19 protein-coding genes are annotated in these 21,214 nt (G+C 66.7%); 13 read left to right on the forward strand and 6 right to left on the reverse strand.

The window, feature by feature from the left end; genetic code table 11:
• The first annotated feature begins 132 nt into the window (after positions 1 to 132).
• Entirely contained in the window at positions 133 to 1,305 is a 1,173-nt protein-coding gene (locus tag A3A5_RS0110135; RefSeq protein WP_026200637.1) for a diguanylate cyclase, read from the forward strand.
• A gap of 175 nt (positions 1,306 to 1,480) precedes the next feature.
• Here A3A5_RS0110135 and A3A5_RS0110140 read toward each other — a convergent pair whose 3' ends face one another.
• Both A3A5_RS0110140 and A3A5_RS0110145 read right to left on the reverse strand, forming a co-directional pair.
• Positions 1,481 to 2,041, reverse strand: coding sequence for a single-stranded DNA-binding protein (locus A3A5_RS0110140; protein WP_018310472.1), 561 nt, complete (start codon positions 2,039 to 2,041; stop codon positions 1,481 to 1,483).
• Positions 2,042 to 2,224: 183 nt separating this feature from the next.
• Positions 2,225 to 3,475: an MFS transporter gene (locus tag A3A5_RS0110145; protein ID WP_026200638.1), complete on the reverse strand. Its 1,251-nt coding sequence runs from the start codon at positions 3,473 to 3,475 to the stop codon at positions 2,225 to 2,227.
• A gap of 361 nt (positions 3,476 to 3,836) precedes the next feature.
• On the opposite strand from A3A5_RS0110145, the gene uvrA reads away from it, so the two are divergent.
• On the forward strand, positions 3,837 to 6,701 hold the full coding sequence (uvrA, locus tag A3A5_RS0110150) for an excinuclease ABC subunit UvrA (RefSeq protein WP_018310474.1): 2,865 nt from the start codon (positions 3,837 to 3,839) through the stop codon (positions 6,699 to 6,701).
• Positions 6,702 to 6,811: 110 nt separating this feature from the next.
• Complete coding sequence (locus A3A5_RS0110155) at positions 6,812 to 7,297, forward strand: adenosine-specific kinase (RefSeq protein WP_018310475.1); 486 nt, start codon at positions 6,812 to 6,814, stop codon at positions 7,295 to 7,297.
• A 9-nt stretch (positions 7,298 to 7,306) separates the two neighbouring features.
• Here A3A5_RS0110155 and A3A5_RS0110160 read toward each other — a convergent pair whose 3' ends face one another.
• The 3 genes from A3A5_RS0110160 to A3A5_RS0110170 all read right to left on the reverse strand — a co-directional run bounded on the left by A3A5_RS0110160 (position 7,307) and on the right by A3A5_RS0110170 (position 10,405).
• Entirely contained in the window at positions 7,307 to 8,986 is a 1,680-nt protein-coding gene (locus A3A5_RS0110160) for a Na/Pi cotransporter family protein (RefSeq protein ID WP_018310476.1), read from the reverse strand.
• Between the two features lie 191 nt (positions 8,987 to 9,177).
• The gene (locus A3A5_RS0110165; protein WP_018310477.1) at positions 9,178 to 9,789 is read right to left on the reverse strand and encodes a LysE family translocator; all 612 of its coding nucleotides are present in this window, start codon (positions 9,787 to 9,789) and stop codon (positions 9,178 to 9,180) included.
• A 43-nt stretch (positions 9,790 to 9,832) separates the two neighbouring features.
• Entirely contained in the window at positions 9,833 to 10,405 is a 573-nt protein-coding gene (locus tag A3A5_RS0110170) for an adenine phosphoribosyltransferase (RefSeq protein WP_018310478.1), read from the reverse strand.
• Between the two features lie 222 nt (positions 10,406 to 10,627).
• Between A3A5_RS0110170 and A3A5_RS0110175 the strand changes: the two genes are divergently transcribed.
• Together A3A5_RS0110175 and A3A5_RS0110180 are read left to right on the forward strand one after the other, a co-directional pair.
• Positions 10,628 to 11,206 (forward strand): DJ-1/PfpI family protein, encoded by a 579-nt coding sequence (locus tag A3A5_RS0110175; protein ID WP_018310479.1) that lies wholly within the window; start codon positions 10,628 to 10,630, stop codon positions 11,204 to 11,206.
• A 103-nt stretch (positions 11,207 to 11,309) separates the two neighbouring features.
• A complete protein-coding gene (locus A3A5_RS0110180; RefSeq protein ID WP_026200639.1) occupies positions 11,310 to 11,684 on the forward strand; it encodes a ribbon-helix-helix domain-containing protein in 375 nt (124 codons plus the stop codon).
• Positions 11,685 to 11,705: 21 nt separating this feature from the next.
• Here the strand turns inward: A3A5_RS0110180 and A3A5_RS0110185 are convergent, their stop codons facing one another.
• The gene (locus A3A5_RS0110185) at positions 11,706 to 13,685 is read right to left on the reverse strand and encodes a monovalent cation:proton antiporter-2 (CPA2) family protein (RefSeq protein ID WP_026200640.1); all 1,980 of its coding nucleotides are present in this window, start codon (positions 13,683 to 13,685) and stop codon (positions 11,706 to 11,708) included.
• Positions 13,686 to 13,826: 141 nt separating this feature from the next.
• On the opposite strand from A3A5_RS0110185, the gene A3A5_RS0110190 reads away from it, so the two are divergent.
• The 8 genes from A3A5_RS0110190 to hprK all read left to right on the forward strand — a co-directional run bounded on the left by A3A5_RS0110190 (position 13,827) and on the right by hprK (position 21,068).
• A complete protein-coding gene (locus A3A5_RS0110190) occupies positions 13,827 to 14,810 on the forward strand; it encodes an SIS domain-containing protein (protein ID WP_026200641.1) in 984 nt (327 codons plus the stop codon).
• A 43-nt stretch (positions 14,811 to 14,853) separates the two neighbouring features.
• Positions 14,854 to 15,483: an LPS export ABC transporter periplasmic protein LptC gene (lptC, locus tag A3A5_RS0110195; RefSeq protein WP_018310483.1), complete on the forward strand. Its 630-nt coding sequence runs from the start codon at positions 14,854 to 14,856 to the stop codon at positions 15,481 to 15,483.
• 100 nt (positions 15,484 to 15,583) lie between these two features.
• Entirely contained in the window at positions 15,584 to 16,234 is a 651-nt protein-coding gene (gene lptA / locus A3A5_RS0110200; RefSeq protein ID WP_026200642.1) for a lipopolysaccharide transport periplasmic protein LptA, read from the forward strand.
• 57 nt (positions 16,235 to 16,291) lie between these two features.
• The gene (gene lptB / locus A3A5_RS0110205) at positions 16,292 to 17,092 is read left to right on the forward strand and encodes an LPS export ABC transporter ATP-binding protein (RefSeq protein WP_018310485.1); all 801 of its coding nucleotides are present in this window, start codon (positions 16,292 to 16,294) and stop codon (positions 17,090 to 17,092) included.
• 134 nt (positions 17,093 to 17,226) lie between these two features.
• Entirely contained in the window at positions 17,227 to 18,708 is a 1,482-nt protein-coding gene (locus tag A3A5_RS0110210) for an RNA polymerase factor sigma-54 (protein ID WP_018310486.1), read from the forward strand.
• A gap of 48 nt (positions 18,709 to 18,756) precedes the next feature.
• Positions 18,757 to 19,107, forward strand: coding sequence for a ribosome hibernation-promoting factor, HPF/YfiA family (hpf, locus tag A3A5_RS0110215; RefSeq protein ID WP_010814386.1), 351 nt, complete (start codon positions 18,757 to 18,759; stop codon positions 19,105 to 19,107).
• Between the two features lie 454 nt (positions 19,108 to 19,561).
• The gene (gene ptsN, locus A3A5_RS0110220; protein ID WP_018310487.1) at positions 19,562 to 20,017 is read left to right on the forward strand and encodes a PTS IIA-like nitrogen regulatory protein PtsN; all 456 of its coding nucleotides are present in this window, start codon (positions 19,562 to 19,564) and stop codon (positions 20,015 to 20,017) included.
• A 79-nt stretch (positions 20,018 to 20,096) separates the two neighbouring features.
• Positions 20,097 to 21,068, forward strand: coding sequence for an HPr(Ser) kinase/phosphatase (gene hprK / locus A3A5_RS0110225; RefSeq protein ID WP_010814384.1), 972 nt, complete (start codon positions 20,097 to 20,099; stop codon positions 21,066 to 21,068).
• Positions 21,069 to 21,214 lie beyond the last annotated feature (146 nt).

Consider the following 21,214-nt stretch of genomic DNA (forward strand, 5'->3'; position numbering starts at 1 on the left):
CGGGCCGCGGCGCCGCGGCCTCGCCGCTGCGGGCGCACCGCCCTCGATGTTCCCTGGCTCACGCCCTGTTCACGGCGCTTCGCACGCGGGCACCCGTCCCTGCCAGAGAACCATGAAAACAGGGGACTCTCCGTGTTGCACGATGCTGGTCAATTCCTGGCCCTGGTCAATCCCGCCATTGCCATTCTGCTTTCGCTCTGCTTCCTGCTGGCCTGGAATCATGAGCGCACACGGCACTACCTGCTGCAGCTCAGTGCCTGCTATTTGCTGTACGCGGTTGCCATCGGCCTGCAGATCGTCTGGCTGCCGCGCAATGGCGGCGGCTACGCCACGGTCACTGGTGCGCTCTACCTGGGCAGTGCCGTGCTGATGCTGCGTGGCATGCTGGCGCGCATCGGCGCGCGTGTCGATACCTGCGTGCTGGTGTCGCTGCCGCTGGCCCTGTTTGCCGCGCTTGCCTGGTTTGATTTCGTGCAGCCCCAGCTGGTTGCGCGCATCTACATCCTGAATATCGGCATCGCGCTGATCCTGCTGCTGGGGATCGCGCCGCTTGCCCGCCTGCGCACAGGCAGCACCGCGGACCGGGTGCTGTTCTGGGTATTCCTGTTGTTTGCCCTCCATTTCCTGCCGCGCACGGTGCTGACCATTGCTCCGGCCACCGCACAGGAGGCTGCCGTCCTCACCCGCTCGGTCTATTGGCTGTGGCTGCAGGCCACGCTGGCATTGCTGCTGCTCACGCTGGCGCTGGCGCTGCTGGCGGCGGCCACGCAGGACGTGATCGACGGCCTGCGGCATGAACGCGATACCGATCCGCTGACGCAGCTGCACACGCGCCGCAGCCTGGAGGCGCTGGCCGCGCGGGAAATCCCGCCACCTCAGGGCAAGCCGCTGAGCGTGCTGCTGTGCGATCTCGATTTCTTCAAGTTCATCAACGACAACTACGGCCACAGCGCCGGCGACGCGGTGCTGGCGCAAATCGGCCGGATCATCGCCGCCGGCATCCGCCGGCGCGATATCGCAGCGCGCCTGGGCGGCGAGGAGTTTGTCATGCTGTTGCCCGATACCCTGCCCGATGCAGCCTTGCATCTGGCCGAACGGTTGCGCCAGACGCTGGAGAGCACGGAAATGGACGTACTGCCGGGCATGCACACGGTGACCGCCAGCTTTGGCGTGGCCACGCTGCGGCCCGGCGAAGACCTGGAAGCGCTGCTGATGCGCGCGGACAACGTGCTGTATGCGGCCAAGAACAAGGGCAGGAATTGCGTGGAGTGGGAACGGGAGGCCGGCATGCCGGTACCGGCGTGATGCTCCTTTATGCGCCGCCCGCTATTTTGCATACAAAATAAGAATGCAAAATAGCGGGCAGCCGCGCATCCGCATACGAATGTGCGCATGAAGAAATGCGGTATGCGCGGAGAATGCGGGCGCAAAAAAGCCCGCATAGCGGGCTTTCGGGGTGATGCTTAAAGCGAGGTCGTGCTCAGAACGGGATATCGTCGTCCATATCCTCGAAACCATTCGAGGCCGGCTGCTGGGGCCGGCGCGCAGCGCCACCGCCCTGGCCGCCACCCTGGCCGCCCGCCTGACCACCGCGGCCACCGCCGTAGCCGCCGCCCGACGCTTCGCGGCTGTAGCCACCGCCGCCGCCTGCGCCGCCTGCGCCGCCACCGTAGCCGCCGCCTTCGTCACCGCCACCGCCACCACCCTGGCGCGAACCCAGCATCTGCATCTGGTCGGCAACGATTTCTGTGGAGTACTTGTCCTGGCCCGACTGGTCCTGCCACTTGCGGGTGCGGATGCGGCCTTCGATATAGACCGACGATCCCTTGCGCAGGTACTGGCCGGCGATTTCGGCGATCTTGCCGAAGAACGAGACGCGGTGCCATTCAGTGGCCTCCTTCATCTCGCCGCTCTGCTTGTCCTTGTAGCGATCGGTGGTCGCCAGGCGGATATTGGTCACGGCGTCGCCGCTGGGCAGGTAGCGGGTTTCCGGGTCTGCGCCGAGGTTGCCGACGAGAATGACTTTGTTGACCGATGCCATGTGAATGTTCTCCAAAAGCCACGCGCTGTGTTGAAAAGCGTGGCAATACGATGACGGTAAAGCGAATGTAGTGTGACGCGATACTGCGGTGACGTAAACGAACATCGCGCCCCCGGCCAGACGTCGGGTGGCGCGATCATGCTAGGCCTTTTCCGGGCCGGATTCTTTACGATGTGATGCGGATCAGGCTGGCGTTGCCGGTGCTGCTTCCTGCCCGCGCGGCGGCGGCGCCTTCATGCTCCAGGCGATTATAAGCCAGAGCAACAGCACCACCGCGCAACCGACGAACACGGCGCTGCGCCCCTCGTGCTTGAGCAGCCAGCCACCGGCCGCGCCACCCAGGAACAGGCCCAGCGCCTGCGTGGTGTTGTAGACGCCCAGCGCCGCCCCGCGTGCCGCCGCGGCGTAGCGCGACACCAGCGAAGGCTGCATCGCCTCCAGCACGTTGAACGCGACGAAGAAGAGCAGCAGGACGCCGACGATGGCCCACAGCCCGTGCACCGCGGCAAACAGCAGTTGCACCGCGGTCATCAGCGCGACCGCGCCCAGCAGCACCGGGCGCACGCGGCCGTAGCGCTCGGCCGCCATCATCGGGCCCAGCATCAGCACGAAGGACACCAGCACCACCGGCAGGTAGACCTTCCAGTGCTGGTCCAGCGGCATGCCGGCATCGGCCAGCATTGCGGGCACCACCATGAACATGGCCACCTGGGAAGCGTGCAGCGCCAGCACGCCGGCGTTCAGGCGCGCCAGGTCGGCGTTGAGCAGCACCTTGCGGAACGGCAGGCGCACCGGATGCGGCGGCGGTGGGGTCGGCACCAGGAACAGCGTCACGCCGATGGCCACCAACCCCAGCACTGACATCAGCCCGAAGATGCCGGACATGCCGATGCTGTGCAGCAGCGGCGAGGCGATCACCAGCGACAGCGCGAAGGTCAGCCCGATGCTGCCGCCCACCATTGCCATCGCCTTGGTGCGATGGCGCTCGCGCGTCAGGTCGGCGATGCAGGCGGTGATGGCGGCGGAGATCGCGCCCATGCCCTGCAGCGCGCGGCCGGCAATGATGCCGCTGAGCGTGTCGGAGAAGGCGGCCACCAGCCCGCCGGCGATGAACAGCAGCAACCCGGCCACCATCACCGGCTTGCGCCCGATGCGGTCGGACAACCAGCCCAGCGGGATGTGCAGGAATGCCTGCATCAGACCATAGATGCCCATGGCCAGGCCCACGCGCTGGGCGTCGTGCCCGTCGGGCAGGCTGTGCGCGTATTCGGCAAAGACGGGCAGGATCAGGAACAGGCCCAGCATGCGCAGCGCGAAGATGCTGGCGAGCGACACGGCGGCGCGCAATTCGGCGCGGGTCATGCGTTCGCGGGCGGGGGCCTGGGATGCGTCAGCGGCACCCGCACCCGGGGAAGAAGACTGGATCGACGGCATTGCGATCGTGGGATCGTGGAATCTGTCAGGCTGGCTGCCGATGCATCGCAACGGCAGTTTCGATCGGGATCGCGGGGGAAGTTGCCGCCCGGAACCCGGGGCCGGCGGCGGCTTCGCCGGGCGCCTGCATGGCGCGGGCCACCCCGGAAACCGAAGTTGGGTATATTAACAGGTTTGCTCCTTCGCGCTTCCCGGGTCACCTGGCCATGCCAGAGGGCCCCGGGCGTGTGCCCGGGCGCGCATTCCGGCCGTCGCCAGCGGCCGGAAGTGCCGATTTAGGTGCTTGTTTCGGGTTCTGCGATTCTTCAGACAGCCCTGCCAGCCTGGCAGGGCGGCCTGTCTGGCGACGACTTTTCGGCATATGGAAGAAATCAAGATCCGTGGGGCGCGTACCCACAACCTGAAGAACATCAATCTCGACCTGCCGCGCAACCGGCTGATCGTGATCACCGGCCTGTCGGGCTCGGGCAAGTCCTCGCTCGCCTTCGACACGCTCTACGCCGAGGGCCAGCGCCGCTACGTGGAGTCGCTGTCCGCCTATGCCCGCCAGTTCCTGCAACTGATGGAAAAGCCGGACGTGGACCTGATCGAAGGCCTGTCGCCGGCGATCTCGATCGAGCAGAAAGCCACCAGCCACAACCCGCGCTCCACGGTCGGCACCGTCACCGAGATCCACGACTACCTGCGCCTGCTGTACGCCCGCGCCGGCACGCCCTACTGCCCCGACCACAACCTGCCGCTGCAGGCGCAGAGCGTGTCGCAGATGGTGGACGCCGCGCTGGCCCTGCCCGAGGACACCAAGCTGATGATCCTGGCGCCGGTGGTGGCCGACCGCAAGGGCGAGCACTCGGACCTGTTCGACAGCATGCAGGCGCAGGGCTTCGTGCGCTTTCGCATCCGCTCGGGCGGCGGCGCCGCGCACGAGGCCGAGGCGAAGGTCTATGAGGTCGATGCGCTGCCGAAACTGAAGAAGACCGAGAAGCACACCATTGAAGTGGTGGTGGACCGCGTCAAGGTGCGCGCCGACATCAAGCAGCGCCTGGCCGAGTCGTTCGAGACCGCGTTGCGCCTGGCCGATGGCCGCGCGCTTGCGCTGGAACTCGACAGCGGCAAGGAGCATACGTTCAGCTCCAAGTTTGCCTGCCCGATCTGCTCATATTCGCTGCAGGAGCTGGAGCCGCGGCTGTTCTCGTTCAACAACCCGATGGGCGCCTGCCCGAGCTGCGACGGGCTGGGCCAGATCACCTTCTTCGACCCCAAGCGCGTGGTGGCCTTCCCCAACCTGTCGCTGGCCTCGGGCGCGATCAAGGGCTGGGACCGCCGCAACCAGTTCTACTTCCAGATGCTGCAAAGCCTGGCGGCATACTACGACTTCGACACCGAAACGGCGTTCGAGGACCTGCCGGAAAACGTCCAGCAGGTGGTGCTGCATGGCTCGGGCGAGCAGGAAATCCCGTTCACCTATATCAACGAACGCGGCCGCACCACCGTACGCGAGCATGTGTTCGAAGGGATCATCCCCAACCTCGAGCGCCGCTACCGCGAAACCGATTCCGTCGCGGTGCGCGAGGAACTGGCCAAGTACCAGAACAACCAGCCCTGCCCCGTCTGCCACGGCACCCGCCTGCGCACCGAGGCGCGCCACGTCAAGCTGGGCGAGGGCGAGCAGGCACGCGCGATCTTCGAGATCAACGGCTGGCCGCTGCGCGACGCGCTGACGTACTTCCTGACGCTGGACATGCACGGCGCCAAGCGCGAGATCGGCGACAAGATCATCAAGGAAATCTCCGCGCGGCTGAACTTCCTGAACAACGTCGGGCTGGACTACCTGTCATTGGAGCGCAGCGCCGATACGCTGTCGGGCGGCGAGGCCCAGCGTATCCGGCTGGCGTCGCAGATCGGCTCGGGCCTGACCGGCGTGATGTATGTGCTGGACGAACCCTCGATCGGCCTGCACCAGCGCGACAACGACCGCCTGATCGGCACGCTCAAGCACCTGCGCGACATCGGCAACTCGGTGCTGGTGGTCGAGCATGACGAGGACATGATCCGCGCCTGCGACTACGTAGTCGACATCGGCCCCGGCGCCGGCGTGCACGGCGGCATGATCGTGGCCGAGGGCACGCCGCGGCAGATCGAGGAGTCGCCGGCATCGCTGACCGGGCAATACCTGTCCGGCCAGCGCCGCATCGAGGTGCCGAAGGAACGCGCCGCGCCCGACGATGAGCGCCTGCTGCGCATCGTCAACGCCAGCGGCAACAACCTGCGCAACGTCACCGCCGAGGTGCCGGTGGGCCTGCTGACCTGCATCACCGGCGTGTCCGGCTCAGGCAAGTCGACGCTGATCAACGACACGCTCTACCACGCGGTCGCGCGTCACCTGTACGGCTCCACACCGGAACCGGCCGCGCACGACCGGATCGAGGGGCTGGAGCATTTCGACAAGGTCATCAACGTCGACCAGAGCCCGATCGGCCGTACGCCGCGTTCGAACCCCGCCACCTACACCGGCCTGTTCACGCCGATCCGCGAACTGTTCGCGGGCGTGCCGTCGGCCAAGGAGCGCGGCTACGATCCGGGCCGCTTCTCGTTCAACGTCAAGGGCGGGCGCTGCGAGTCCTGCCAGGGCGACGGCGTGCTCAAGGTCGAGATGCACTTCCTGCCCGACGTCTACGTGCCCTGCGACGTCTGCCACGGCAAGCGCTACAACCGCGAGACGCTGGAAGTCCTCTACAAGGGCAAGAGCATCTCCGAGGTGCTCGACCTGACCGTCGAGCAGGCGCATGAGTTCTTCAGCGCGGTGCCGGTGGTGCGGCGCAAGCTGCAGACGCTGCTGGACGTGGGGCTGGGCTATATCCGGCTGGGGCAGTCGGCGACCACGCTGTCCGGCGGCGAGGCACAGCGCGTCAAGCTGTCGCTGGAGCTGTCCAAGCGCGACACCGGGCGCACGCTCTATATCCTGGACGAACCGACCACCGGGCTGCACTTCCACGATATCGAACTGCTGCTCAAGGTCATCCACAAGCTGCGCGACCAGGGCAATACCGTGGTCATCATCGAGCACAACCTCGATGTCATCAAGACCGCGGACTGGCTCATCGACATGGGGCCGGAAGGCGGCGCCGGCGGTGGGCAGGTGATCGCGCGCGGCACGCCGGAAGATGTCGCCAGGAGCAAGGCGAGCTTTACCGGCAAGTACCTGGCGCCGCTGCTCAAGCGCGCATAAGCATGTGTAGGCGCATGCAGGCCGGCGCCGCCGCGCGGCTTGCATTCGCTACCCCGCGCCCTACCATGAACCCGATGGCGGCAAGCCCTGCGGCCATTCGGGAGCCTGCCATGGAACTGTCGGTCGTGCCGGTCACCAAGCCGGAAGCCACCAACTTCATCTTCGGCCATTCGCACTTCATCAAGACCGTGGAAGACCTGCACGAAGCGCTGGTAAGCACCGTGCCGGGCATCCGCTTCGGCCTGGCGTTCTGCGAGGCCTCGGGCAAGCGCCTGGTGCGCTGGTCCGGCACCGATGAAGACCTGATCGACCTCGCCTGCGAGAACGCCCGCGCCATCGGCGCCGGGCATACCTTCGTGATCTTCCTGGGGGACGGGTTTTTCCCGGTCAACGTGCTGGCCGCGGTGCGGGCGGTGCCGGAGGTTTGCCGCATCTTCTGCGCGACCGCCAACCCGACCCAGGTGCTGGTGGCCGAGACCGATGCCGGGCGCGGCGTGGTGGGCGTGATCGATGGGGCCTCGCCGCTGGGGATCGAGACCGACGCAGATGTGGCGGATCGCAAGGCGCTGTTGCGGAAGTTTGGCTACAAGCTGTAGCCGCGCCGGTCAGTGCTGTGCCGCCTGCACCGTGGGCACCGGCGGCATATCGTCTTCCTTCATCCGGCTGCGGTTGAGAATACCGGCCTGCTCCAGCACTGGGTAAGCCGTCGCGCAGAACAGCGAATTGAGCCGCTTCAGTTCGCTGATCACATCCAGGTGCAGCGAACTGGTTTCAATGCTCTCGGCAGTCTGCACCGCCACGCGCTGCAGGTGGGTGCGCGCGTACTTGCGCTCCAGTTCGCGGAAGTTCGCTTTCTCGGCCATCAGCGCCTGCGCGCTCTTGAGGTCGCCGTTGAGGAACACCGACAAGCCCAGCCGCAGGTTGGCGACCAGGCGTGCGTGCATCTCGGCGATTTCCTGCATGCCCGCCTCGGAGAACATCAGGTTGTGGGCGATCTTCTTGTCCTTGGTATCGAGCAGGATGCGCTCGATGATGTCGCCCGCGTGTTCCAGGTTGATGGTGAGCGAGATGATCTCGGTCCAGCGCTGGCCGTCACGCTCGTCCAGCGCTTCCAGGCTGATGCGGGTCAGGTAGAGCTTGATCGCGGTGTAGAGGTCGTCCACCTCGTTGTCGATGCGGCAGGTGGCATCGGCCAGCTTGGCGTCGTTGGTGCGCAGCACGCGCAGCATGTTGTCCAGCATCTGCTCGACGCGGTCGCCGATGCGCAGCACTTCGCGCGCGGCGTTGGCCAGCGCCAGCGTGGGCGTGGACAGCGCGGCCGTATCGAGGTGGCGCGGCGTGACCTGGCTGTCGCCGGTATTGCGCCCGGGCAGCACCTTCTCGCACAGGCGCGCCAGCGGCGCGGTGGCGCCCAGCAGCAGCACCGCCAGCGCGACGTTGAACAGCAGGTGGAAATTGACGATCAGCCGTTGCGGGTCATGGTCCAGCAGCGCCAGCAGCTCCTCGGCCTGGCCCAGCAGCGGCAGCGCCACCAGGCAGCCCAGCAGGCGCGACAGCAGGTTGCCCAGCGTCACGCGCTTGCCCGGCTGGTTGTTGCCCGAGGTGGTCAGCAGCGCCGAGATGCCCGAACCCAGGTTGGCCCCCAGCACCAGCGCCAGCGCCACGTGGATCGACACCACGCCGGCCGAGGCCAGCGCGCCGCAGAACAGCACCACGGCCAGGCTGGAATAGCACAGGATGGTCAGGAAGGCGCCGACCAGCATGTCCAGCCCCGAGTCGCCGGTCAGCGAGGCGAACAGGACCTTGACGCCGGCGGCCTGCACCACGGGACGGGTGGCGATGGAGATCAGTTCCAGCGCCAGCGTGATCAGGCCCAGGCCGATCAGCACGCGGCCGACATGGCCGGGCTTGCTGCCCTTCCAGGTCAGGTGGCAGATCACGCCAATGAAGATCAGCAACGGCGACAGCCATGACAGGTCCAGCGAGAACACCTGCACCATCAGCGCGGTGCCGACGTTGGCGCCGAGCATGATGGCCAGCGCCGGCGCCACGGCGATCAGGCCCTGGCCGACGAAGGAGCTCACGATGACCGCGGTGGCGTTGCTGCTCTGGACCAGCCCGGTGACGCCGAGCCCGGCAAGGAAGGCGGTGAAGCGGTTGGAGACGCTGGTCGACAGGACATGGCGCAGGTTCGCGCCGTAGACACGCAGGATGCCGACCTTGACGATGTTGGTGCCCCAGACGAGCAGGGCAACGCCTGATAACAGGTGAAGGAGTACGCCCATTGTGCGCCTTTGTGTGACCAGTGCCGGCAAAACCCTGGAGGCTCGGCCCGGTCATCGTGTAGTTGTCAATGGGGCATTATGCGCCCGTCACCCGACAGCGGCAACGGCATGGGTGCAGCGTGCGGGCAACACGGGCAATACCGGCAAAGCATGCCGCAACGAGCTCCCGGGTGCGCACCAGCCGACGGCGCTCAGGGCAGCGCGACCTTGATCCCCAGACCGACGAAGATCGCCCCGGCGGCGCGGTCCAGCCAGCGGCCAGTGGCCGGGCGGCGGCGCAGCCAGGCGCCCAGCCAGCCCGCGCACAGCCCGAACAGCGAGAACACGACCGCCGTCTGCAGCATGAACACCACGCCCAGCAGCAGGAACTGCAGCCCCGGGTGCGCGGCATCGGCGCGCACGAACTGCGGCAGGAACACCAGGAAGAACAGCGTCACCTTGGGATTCATGATGTTGCCCAGCACGCTCTGGCGGAACACGCGCGCGAGCGGCACCGCGTCGACATCGCCGCCCTGCGCCAGCCCACCCCTGGCGCGCAGCGCCTGGATGCCGATCCAGATCAGGTAGGCCGCGCCCGCGTACTTGATCAGCTGGAACGCCAGCGGCGACGAGCGCAGCACCGCGGCCAGCCCCACCGCCGCGATCACGGTGTGGAACAGGCACCCGACCGAAAAGCCCAGTGCCGCCACCAGCCCCGCGCGCCGTCCCTGCGCCATGCCGCGCGCCAGCACCTGCAGGTTGTCGGGCCCGGGGGCCACGGTGACCGCGATCGAAGTCAGCAGGAACAGCAGCAGGTCAGGCATGGGGTCTCCTTGCGTGGAAATCTTGCAGGCCGGTCAGCGTGGCTCAGTGACCTTCAAACTTGCACACGGTGAACAGCGGCAGCCCGCCGTCCTGCAGCAGCTTCGAGCCGCCCAGCTCGGGCAGGTCGACGATGGCCGCGCCCTCCACTACCGTCGCGCCCAGGCGCTCCAGCAGCTTGCGTCCGGCCATCATGGTGCCGCCGGTGGCGATCAGGTCGTCGACCAGCAGCACGCGGTCGCCGGCCTTGCAGGCGTCGGCATGGATCTCGACGGTGGCGCTGCCGTATTCCAGCTCATACTCCTCGGCCACGGTCTGGAACGGCAGCTTGCCCTTCTTGCGGATCGACACGAAGCCCAGGTTCAGCTCATACGCGACGATCGCGCCCAGGATAAATCCGCGCGCGTCGATGCCCGCCACCAGGTCGAGCTGCGCATCCATGTAGCGGTGCACGAAGACATCGATCAGCACGCGCAGCGTCTTGGGGTTCTGCAGCAGCGGGGTGATGTCGCGGAACATTACGCCCGGCATGGGCCAGTCCGGCACGGTGCGGATGCGCTCGCGCAGGTAGCCGGTGACGTCGCCGAGCTCGGGGGACTGGATGATGGAATCTGCCATAGGGATCTGGAAACGGTAGGCGCGCAGCGTGGCGCGCCGGTCGGAAATGGGCCGCAGTGGATCGCGGCAGGGTGGCCGCCGGCGCGGTAACCAGTTACCACCCGCGCCACCGGGACGGCCAGCACAATGGCCCTGCCGGCCCTCCCGGCCCGACAGTCTGCCAGGGGGCCGGCTGCCGCGTCCGGCACCCGCCGGACACCCGTAACCATACAGGAGACCGCGATGGCAAAAAAGATTCTGATGCTGGTGGGCGACTACGCCGAAGACTACGAAACCATGGTGCCGTTCCAGGCACTGCAGATGGTCGGGCACACCGTCCACGCGGCCTGCCCGGACAAAGAAGCGGGCGACGCCTGCGCCACCGCGATCCATGACTTCGAGGGCGACCAGACCTACACCGAGAAGCGCGGCCACAACTTCACCCTCAACGCGACCTTTGCCGAAATCGACCCTGCCGATTACGACGCGCTGGTCATCCCCGGCGGCCGCGCCCCGGAATACTTGCGCCTGAACGCGCGCGTGCTGGAGATCGTGCGCCACTTCGCCCAGGCGGACAAGCCGATCGCCGCGGTCTGCCACGGCGCCCAGTTGCTGGCCGCGGCAGGCGTGCTCGAAGGCAAGACCTGCTCCGCCTACCCGGCCTGTGCGCCCGAGGTGAAGCTGGCCGGCGGCGCCTATGCCGATATTCCCGTCGACCAGGCCCATACCGACGGCAACCTCGTCACCGCCCCGGCCTGGCCCGCGCATCCGGCCTGGCTGGCGCAGTTCCTTGCCGTGCTGGGCACGCGGATCGTACATTAGAGCTTTCCGCACGCGGCGCCCCCCCATGCGTGAAGGCACGGTCCGCCCCATAAGGCGAGCCGTGCCCATGACCGCCGGCCGCGCCGCCCGCTCGGGAGCATCCATGTGTGAAATCTTTATCCGCGCCAACCCGGCGTCGTACCAAAGCCAGTCGCGCTCGCTGCGCCTGCATGGCGTGGCCACCAGCATCCGGCTGGAGAGCCTGTTCTGGGAAGTGCTGGAAGAACTGGCGCGGCGCGACAACATGTCCGTCAACCAGCTGATCACGCGCCTGCACGATGAACTGACCGAACATCGCGGCAGCGAGGCGGTGGCGGGCAATTTCTCGTCCTTCCTGCGCGTGTGCTGCCTGCGCTACCTGATGCTGCAGGGCGAGGGCCGTATCCCGGCCGATACCAGCGTGCCGATCCGCTCGCTGGACCCACGCGCCGTGCTCGACAACCTGCCGGAATCCTGGGTCGAGGCGCGTGCGCACTGACGCCGCCCCGGCGCCCCCGGCTCAGCCGTTCAGGATGCGCGTTTCCGCGGCCTCAAGCGCCTCGGGCGGGCCGCGCAGCACTACGATGTCGCCCGGTTCCAGCACGGTCTCGGGCTCCGGGTCGAAGGCGCGGATGCCGCGCCGGCGCACCGCGGTCACTTCCACGCCGATCCGCTCCAGCCCCAGCACGCCAAGGCGCCGCCCCACCGCCGTGGATTGCGGCCCGAGCGACACGGAATGCAGCCGCACCGAATCGCGCTCGACCATGTCCTCCTCATCGTCGCGGCCGTGGAAATAACCGCGCAGCAGGCTGTAGCGCGCGTCGCGCGCTTCCTGCACGCCGCGCAGCACGTGCCGCATCGGCACGCCCAGCAGCACCAGCGCGTGCGAGGCCAGCATCAGGCTGCCCTCGATGATCTCGGGCACCACTTCGGTGGCGCCGGCCTTCTGCAGCGTGTCGAGCTCTGAATCGTCCACCGTGCGAACGATCACCGGCAGCGCCGGCGCCAGCTCCTGCACGTGGTGCAGCACCTTGAGCGCCGACGGCGTGTTGGCATAGGTGACGATCAGGGCGGCGGCCCGGTGGATGCCGGCGGCGATCAGTGCCTCGCGCCGGCCCGCGTCGCCGTAGACCACGGTATCGCCGGCCGCGGCGGCCTCGCGCACGCGGTCGGGATCCAGGTCCAGCGCCACGTAGTTGATGCCCTCGCGCTCCAGCATGTGCGCCAGGTTCTGCCCGCTGCGGCCGAAGCCGCAGATGATGGCGTGCTTCTCGGTCTGCAGGCTCTGCGCGGCGATGCGGGTCATGTTCAGCGACTGCATCAGCCATTCGTTGGCGGCAAAGCGCAGCACGATGGCGTCGCTGTACTGGATCAGGAATGGCGCGGCCAGCATCGACAGCAGCATCGACGCCAGGATCACCTGGATCAGCACCGGGTCGACCAGGTTCAGGCCGTCGATCTGGTTCAGCAGCACGAAACCGAATTCACCCGCCTGCGCCAGCCCCAGCCCGGTGCGGATGGCCACCCCCTGGCGCGAGCCGAAGACCCGCGCCAGCAGCGCGATCAGCACCAGCTTGAACAGCACCGGCACCACCAGCAGCGCCAGCACCAGCCACACGTGGTCCAGCACCACGCGGATATTGAGCAGCATGCCGATGGTGACAAAGAACAGCCCCAGCAGCACGTCGCGGAACGGCTTGATGTCCTCTTCCACCTGGTGGCGGTAGGGTGTCTCGGAGATCAGCATGCCCGCCATGAAGGCGCCCAGCGCCATCGACAGGCCCAGCCGCTCGGTCAGCGCCGCCATGCCCAGCGTCACCAGCAGCAGGTTCAGCATGAACAGTTCCTGCGAGCGGCGCGCCGCCACCACGTGGAACCAGCGGCTCATCAGGCGCTGGCCCAGGAAGAAGATGGCGCCCAGGGCCACCACGATCTTGACCGTGGCCAGGCCCAGCGCCACCATCAGGTCGCCCGGATCGCGCGACAGCGCCGGAATCACGATCAGCAGCGGCACCACCGCCAGATCCTGGAACAGCAGGATGCTGATGATATTGCGGCCCTGCTCGCTTTCCAGCTCCATGCGCTCGGACAGCATCTTGGAGACGATCGCGGTGGAAGACATCGCCAGCGCCCCGCCCAGCGCCACGGACGCCTGCCAGGACAGCGGGAACAGCCAGTTGAAAGCCCAGCTGGCCGGCACCACTGCCAGCATCGACAGCACCACCTGCGAGCCGCCCAGGCCGAACACCAGCCGCTTCATCGAGCGCAGCTTGGTCAGGTTGAACTCCAGCCCGATCGAGAACATCAGGAAGACCACGCCGAATTCGGCCAGATACTTGGTCTGCGCGGTGTCGCTGGCCAGCCCCAGCGCATGCGGGCCGATCAGGATGCCAACGGCCAGGTAGCCCAGCATCGGCGGCAGCTGCAGCATGCGGAATGCGACCACGCCGAAGACGGCGGCGGCCAGCAGCACCAGGGTCAGTTCCAGCGGAGAATGCATCAGGCGGTCTGGGTGACCGGCCAGGCGCGCGTCCGACCCGGCACGGGCACCCTGCCGGCAAAATACGGCGAGCACGGCTAGCACGACGTGCGCCATGGGTCGGGCCAGGCGCCATCGCATTCGTTGGTATACTTCGTCGCCATGATAGCCAATTTCGATGCGGATCGAGCACTCAGACTCGCCCGCGACACTCTCCAGACCGAAGCCGATGCGGTTTCCGCACTTTCCGGACGCCTGAACGGCGACTTTGCGCGTGCCGTGCAGCTGATCCTGCAATGCACCGGCCGCGTGGTCGTCTCTGGCATCGGCAAGTCCGGCCATATCGGACGCAAGGTCGCAGCCACGCTGGCCTCTACCGGCACGCCGGCGTTCTTTGTGCACCCTGCCGAAGCCAGCCACGGCGACCTGGGCATGGTCACGCGCGACGACGTGCTGATCGCCTTCTCAAATTCCGGCGAGACCGGCGAGCTGCTGTCGATCATCCCGATCGTCAAGCGCATCGGCGCGCGCCTGATCTCGGTCACCGGCAACCCCGACTCCAACCTGGCCAAGCTGGCCGACGTCCACCTGGACGCGGCGGTCGAAAAAGAAGCCTGCCCGCTGAACCTGGCGCCGACGGCCAGCACCACCGCGGCGCTGGCACTGGGCGATGCGCTGGCGGTGGCGGTGCTGGATGCGCGCGGCTTTGGCGAGGAAGACTTCGCCCGCTCGCACCCCGGCGGTGCGCTCGGGCGCAAGCTGCTGACCCATGTGCGCGACGTGATGCGCACCGGCAACGCCGTGCCCGAGGTGCGTGAGAACACGCCGCTGGCCCAGGCGCTGATGGAAATCACCCGCAAGGGCATGGCCATGACTGCCGTGGTGGACCCGGACGGACACGCCATCGGCGTCTTCACCGACGGCGACCTGCGCCGCCTGCTGGAAACCCCGCGCGACTGGAAGACCGTGCCCATCGGCGAGGTCATGCACCGCAGCCCGCACGTGGTCAACGAGAACCAGCTCGCCGTCGAAGCGGTGCAGGTGATGGAAGCCAACCGCATCAACCAGCTGCTGGTGGTGGATGACGACGGCCGCCTGACGGGCGCGCTGCATATCCACGACCTGACCCGCGCCAAGGTCATCTGAGCGGGCGCGGGCCCGCCGCAACCGGCACAACGCCAAGGACACCATGCAGGCACTCCTCGCCTCCCTCAGCGGCATCGTCATGCGGCTGCTGCCGCTGCTGCTGATGGCCTTCGTGGCGGGCAGCACGTTCTGGCTGGTCCAGATCAACTCCCCCAAGGAAGACCTGGCCGCGCAAAGCACCAGGAAGCACGAGCCTGATTACTTCATGGACCGCTTCTCGGCCACCGAGCTGGCGCCGGACGGCAGCACCAAGATCCGCTTCACCGGCGATCGCATGGTCCATTTCGAGGACGACCAGACCTACGAGGTGACCCGGCCCGCCATGCGCGCGTACGAGCCGGACCGCCCGCCGGTCACAGCCCGCGCCGATATGGGCCGCATGAACGCCGAGGGCTCGGTGATCGACCTGTACGGCAACGGCTTCGTCATGCGCCAGCAGGGCGTGGACGTGTCCAAGGACCCGCAGCTGACCGCCGCATCCAGTTATTTCCAGCTGCTGGTCAATGACGACATCGTCAAGACCGACAAGCCGGTCAAGCTTACGCGCGGCCCGTCGGTGATGACCGCCAACGGCCTGATCTTCAACAACGTCACGCGCGAAGTACAATTGCTCGGCAATGTACGCGGCACCATTATCACCGGGCCGACCCCGGGCCGCGCGCCGGGGTCCTGAGCCCCGGCCCGGGGGCCGCGCACGCAGTGCCGGCATGCGCGGCCGGTCCGCACGAACCCGCACCAACGTACCCAGACGCCCTCAAGCAACCCCTGCCAACATGACTGCTTCCCTGACGACATCGTCCCGTCGACGCACCGCCCCGGCCCTGCTCGCCCTGGCCATGGCCTTCGGCCTGCTGGCCCAGCCCGCCCTGGCCGAGCGCGCGGACCGCGACAAGCCGATGGTGCTGGAGGCGGACAACGCCAGCTACGACGACGTCAAGCAGATCTATACGCTGAGCGGCAACGTGGTGCTGACCAAGGGCACCATGATTCTGAAGTCCGACGCCGCCGAACTGCGCACCGACCCCGAGGGCTACCAGTTCGCGGTGGCCACCGCCAAGCCGGGCAAGCAGGCCTACATCCGGCAGAAGCGTGAAGGCGTCGACGAATACATCGACGGCTGGGGCGACCGCATCGAGTACGACGGCAAGCAGGAGTACTCCAAGCTGATCGGCAATGCCCGCATGGCGCGCCTGCAGGGTGCCAAGCAGGTCGACGAGATCCGCGGCGCGGTGCTGACCTACGACAGCCGCAAGGAGTTCTACACGGCCGCCGGCGGCGGTAGTGGCGACGCCGCGGCCGCCAATCCGTCCGGCCGCGTGCGCGCGGTGCTGTCGCCGCGCCAGGACCAGAAGGCCGGCGCCACGGGCAGCGGCGGCTCGCCGCTGGACCTGAAGCCGGCGCCCGCGCCTGCCAACAAACCCTGACGCCTGGCGCCGGCCTGCCTGCCCGCGCCAGAAACGCCTGAACGCCTGACTGTGCCTATGACCGATACCGCAACCATCGCCGACAAGCCTTCCGTCGAAGCCTCCTCGATCCTTCCCGGGGGCAGCACGCTGGTCGTGCGCCACCTGAAGAAGCGCTATGGCTCGCGCACGGTGGTCAAGGACGTCTCGCTCGACGTGAAGAGCGGCGAGGTGGTCGGCCTGCTCGGCCCCAACGGCGCGGGCAAGACCACGTCGTTCTACATGATCGTGGGCCTGGTGGCGCTGGACGAAGGCGATATTGTGCTCGACGGCGATCACATCAGCGGCCTGCCGATCCATGAGCGCGCGCGCATGGGGCTGTCGTACCTGCCGCAGGAAGCCTCGGTGTTCCGCAAGCTCAATGTCGAAGAGAACATCCGCGCGGTGCTGGAGCTGCAGCTGGACAAGGGCAAGCCTCTGGCCAAGGCCGAGATCGAGCGCCGCCTGGATACATTGCTGGACGACCTGCAGATCGCGCACCTGCGCAACAACCCGGCGCTGTCGCTGTCGGGCGGTGAGCGCCGCCGCGTGGAAATCGCGCGCGCGCTGGCGTCGTCGCCGCGCTTCATCCTGCTGGACGAACCCTTCGCCGGCGTGGACCCGATCGCCGTGGGCGAGATCCAGCGCATCGTCAGCTTCCTCAAGGCACGCAATATCGGCGTGCTGATCACTGACCACAACGTGCGTGAGACGCTCGGCATCTGCGACCACGCCTACATCATCAGCGAAGGCACGGTGCTGGCCGCGGGCCAGCCCGAGGAAATCATCGCCAATGACGCAGTGCGGCGCGTCTACCTGGGCGAGAACTTCCGCATGTGATGCAGCGGCCTGCCCGGAGCGGCAGGCCTCTTCGCGGGCGCGCGTGGGACCTCCCACAGCCAGCGGCGATCAGACCGCACAAGCGATAGCAATTTCCGTTCCAACAACGGAAAGATGCGCATAGAATAGGTCGCATGAAACCGTCGCTACAGCTCCGCCTTTCCCAGCATCTGGCCCTGACCCCGCAACTGCAGCAGTCGATCCGGCTGCTGCAGCTCTCCACGCTGGAACTGCAGCAAGAGGTCGAACAGGCGCTGACGGAAAACCCGCTGCTCGAGCGCGAGAACGACTGGATTGAAAGCCCGCTGCGCGTTGCGCCCGACGGCTCGGTGAACCTGCAGAGCGCACCGGCGCCCGCCCCGGCAGAGCCCCAGGGCAATGGCGACGCCCGCGCCGACGGCGCGGGTGACGATGACAGCTATGGCGACAGCGGCAACGGCGACGACTATGGCAGCGGCGACTGGAGCCTGGACGACTTTGCCCGCCGCCCCCAGGGCGACGAGGACGAAAAAACACCGATGCAGCTGCGCGAAGCCGAGCCCACGCTGCGCGAGTACCTGATGGAGCAGCTCACGCCGCTGAAGATCTCGACACGCGACAAGGGCCTGGCCATCTTCCTGATCGAATCGCTCGACGACGATGGCTACCTGAGCGCATCGCTTGAGGAGATCTGCACGGAGTTGCCGGAAGAACTCGAGTTCGAGATCGAGGAAGTCCACGCAGTTCTTACGCTGCTGCAGAGCTTCGACCCGCCCGGCGTGGGCGCGCGCAACGCCGCCGAATGCCTGGGCCTGCAGTTGCGGCGCCTGACGCACCCGCAGCGCGAACTGGCACTGAACATCGTCACCAACCACCTCGAGTTGCTGGCAGTACGCGACTACACGCGGCTGAAGAAGGCGTTGCAGGTCGATGAAGTGGCGCTGAAGTCCGCACACGAACTGATCCGCTCGCTGGCGCCCTACCCCGGCCATGCATACAGCCGCCCGGAGGCCGACTTCGTGGTGCCGGACGTGTTCGTGCGCAAGAGCGGCGGCGGCTGGATCGCGCAGCTCAATCCGGATGTGATGCCGAGGCTGCGCATCAATGATATGTATGCACAGATCCTGCGTGGCGCGAAGGGTGAGTCCGGCACGGCCGGGCTGCAGCAGAAGCTGCAGGAAGCTCGCTGGCTGATCAAGAACATCCAGCAAAGGTTCGACACAATCCTGCGTGTCTCGCAGGCCATTGTCGAGCGTCAAAAGAACTTTTTCAGCCACGGCGAAATCGCCATGCGCCCCTTGGTTTTGCGGGAGATTGCCGATACACTGGGTTTACACGAGTCAACCATCTCCCGGGTGACGACCAATAAATACATGGCAACGCCGATGGGTACTTTCGAACTGAAGTACTTCTTCGGCAGCCACGTGTCCACCGAAACCGGTGGCGCGGCTTCATCAACGGCCATCCGCGCCTTGATCAAGCAACTGATAGGAGCCGAAGACCCGAGGAATCCCCTTTCCGACAGTCGCATTGCCGAACTGCTGGGTGAGCAAGGCTTTGTTGTTGCGCGCCGCACTGTTGCCAAGTATCGCGAAGCCCTGAAGATCCCCGCAGTCAATCTCCGCAAGTCTTTGTAGCCGAGCCCACCGCCTGCCTGGTGAGGCTCTTTCAGAAGGAGAAGCGCTATGAACTTCAAGATCAGTGGACACCACCTGGACATCACGCCCCCTCTGCGTGAGTACGTGGAAACGAAGCTGGAGCGAATCGTCAGGCATTTCGATCAGGTCATTGGCGTTAGCGTGCTGCTCTCTGTCGACAACCACAAGGAAAAGGACCGGCGGCAGTACGCGGAAATCAATCTACATCTCAAGGGCAAGGACATCTTTGTCGAGGCGCATCACGAAGACCTATATGCAGCGATCGACGCACTCGTCGACAAGCTGGACCGTCAGGTGATCCGCTACAAGGATCGCGTGCAAGGCCACGACCGCGAAGCGGTCAAGTACCAGATGGCCGCAGCGCAAATGCAGCAATGACCGTGCCCGGCAGCCCCGCAGCGGGCTGCTGAATCAGGATTCAACAGGCAAGCCGCGCACCAAGCGCGGCTTTTTTGCGCCCTCGCGATCCGGGTTGCCGCCGGCATGCCGCGCCCGCACTGGTGGTGCGGCCCGGCTGTGGCGCCGGAGCCAACGCTTTTCACCCGAATGGGCAAGAGTGTTCGCAAGCGCGGCGCCAAGGTGTATGCTGCGCCATACAAAGAGAGGGAATCCTGGCCGCGCCCCACACCGGTGCGCCGGCTCCCGGCCCGGAGGCACGATTGCATCACTATGTATCGTTCTGCACCGGCTTGCTCCGCTGCGCTGCACAATGCGGGGGTAGTCGCTGCTCTATAATGGGCCGGACGCCTCCGGCCAGGCCAACGGCAGCCCCGGAGCCAGCCCCTGCCCGGCGGAACGATCCGCCCGCTAACTGAAATCCTGCGCATCGCCCATGAATCGTTTGGCCAAATTGCTGCCACCCGGCAACATCAACCTCGACGTCAGCGTCACCAGCAAGAAGCGTGTATTCGAGCAGGCCGGGCTCCTCTTCGAGAACAACCATGGCGTGGCGCGCGCCATCGTGACGGACAACCTGTTCGCGCGCGAGTCGCTGGGATCCACCGGCCTGGGCGCCGGCGTGGCGATCCCGCACGGCCGCATCAAGGGCCTGAAGCAGCCGCTGGCCGCCTTCATGCGCCTGGCCGAGCCGATTCCGTTCGAATCGCCGGATGGCAAGCCGGTATCGCTGCTGATCTTCCTGCTGGTGCCCGAACAGGCTACGCAGCAACACCTGGAAATCCTGTCAGAAATCGCGCAACTGCTTTCCGACCGCGACATGCGTGAAGGGCTGGCCACGCTGCCCACGCCCGATGCCGTCCATCAGTTGCTGATCGCATGGCATCCCTGATCCCCTGATCCCCAAGCGGGCCGGCACCAGACCGGGCAGGCGCCAGGCGCTTCGCAAACCGCCCCACCAGTCATAGCGCATGGAACTCACCGGCGTCACCTCCCAGTCCATCTTCGACGACAACGCAGCCGACATCAAACTCTCGTGGGTGGCCGGCCTGGAGGGCGCGGACCGCGCCTTCGACGTGGAGTTCGCCCGCGAAGCCACCTCAGCCGCCGACCTGGTGGGCCACCTGAACCTGATCCACCCCAACCGCATCCAGGTGCTCGGCAAGCCTGAGATCACTTATTACCAGCGGCTGGACGACGAGACCCGCAAGCGCCAGATGGGCGAGCTGATCCTGCTGGAGCCGCCCTTCCTGGTGATCGCCGACGGCATGGAGCCGCCGCCCGACCTGGAGCTGCGCTGCACGCGCTCGTCCACGCCGCTGTTCACCACGCCGGTGTCGTCGGCCGCGGTGATCGACCACCTGCGCCTGTACCTGTCGCGCATCTCCGCGCCGCGCGTGACCATGCACGGGGTATTCCTCGACATCCTGGGCATGGGCGTGCTGATCATGGGCGAATCGGGCCTGGGCAAGAGCGAACTGGGCCTGGAACTGATCTCGCGCGGCCACGGGCTGGTCGCCGACGATGCGGTGGACTTCGTGCGCCTGGGGCCGGATTTCATCGAAGGCCGCTGCCCGCCGCTGCTGCAGAACCTGCTTGAAGTACGCGGCCTGGGCCTGCTCGACATCAAGACCATCTTCGGTGAGACCGCGGTGCGCCGGAAGATGAAGATCAAGCTGGTGGTGCAGTTGGTGCGCCGCAACGACGGCGAGTTCGAGCGGCTGCCGCTCGATTCGCAATACCTGGACGTGCTGGGCCTGCCGATCCACATGGTCAAGATCCAGGTGGCGGCCGGCCGCAACCTGGCCGTACTGGTCGAGGCCGCGGTGCGCAACACCATCCTGCGCTTGCGCGGCATCGATACGCTGCGCGACTTCATGGACCGGCAGCGCGCCGCGATGCAGGCCGATGCGGTTTCGCGAGGCCAGGGCCGCCTGCTCTGAGCGCCAGCGTTTTCATTTGCTTACAACGGCGTTGACACAGAACGTCAACGTTCTTCAGGCGTGCTCCGTTTTGTGCTGTAATGGGCATGGCGCCCGTTATGGAAGCTGCAACGCCGGCAATGGCGCGCGGCCATGAAGTTTTCCAC

The organism is Cupriavidus sp. UYPR2.512, assembly GCF_000379565.1.
Taxonomy (GTDB): domain Bacteria; phylum Pseudomonadota; class Gammaproteobacteria; order Burkholderiales; family Burkholderiaceae; genus Cupriavidus.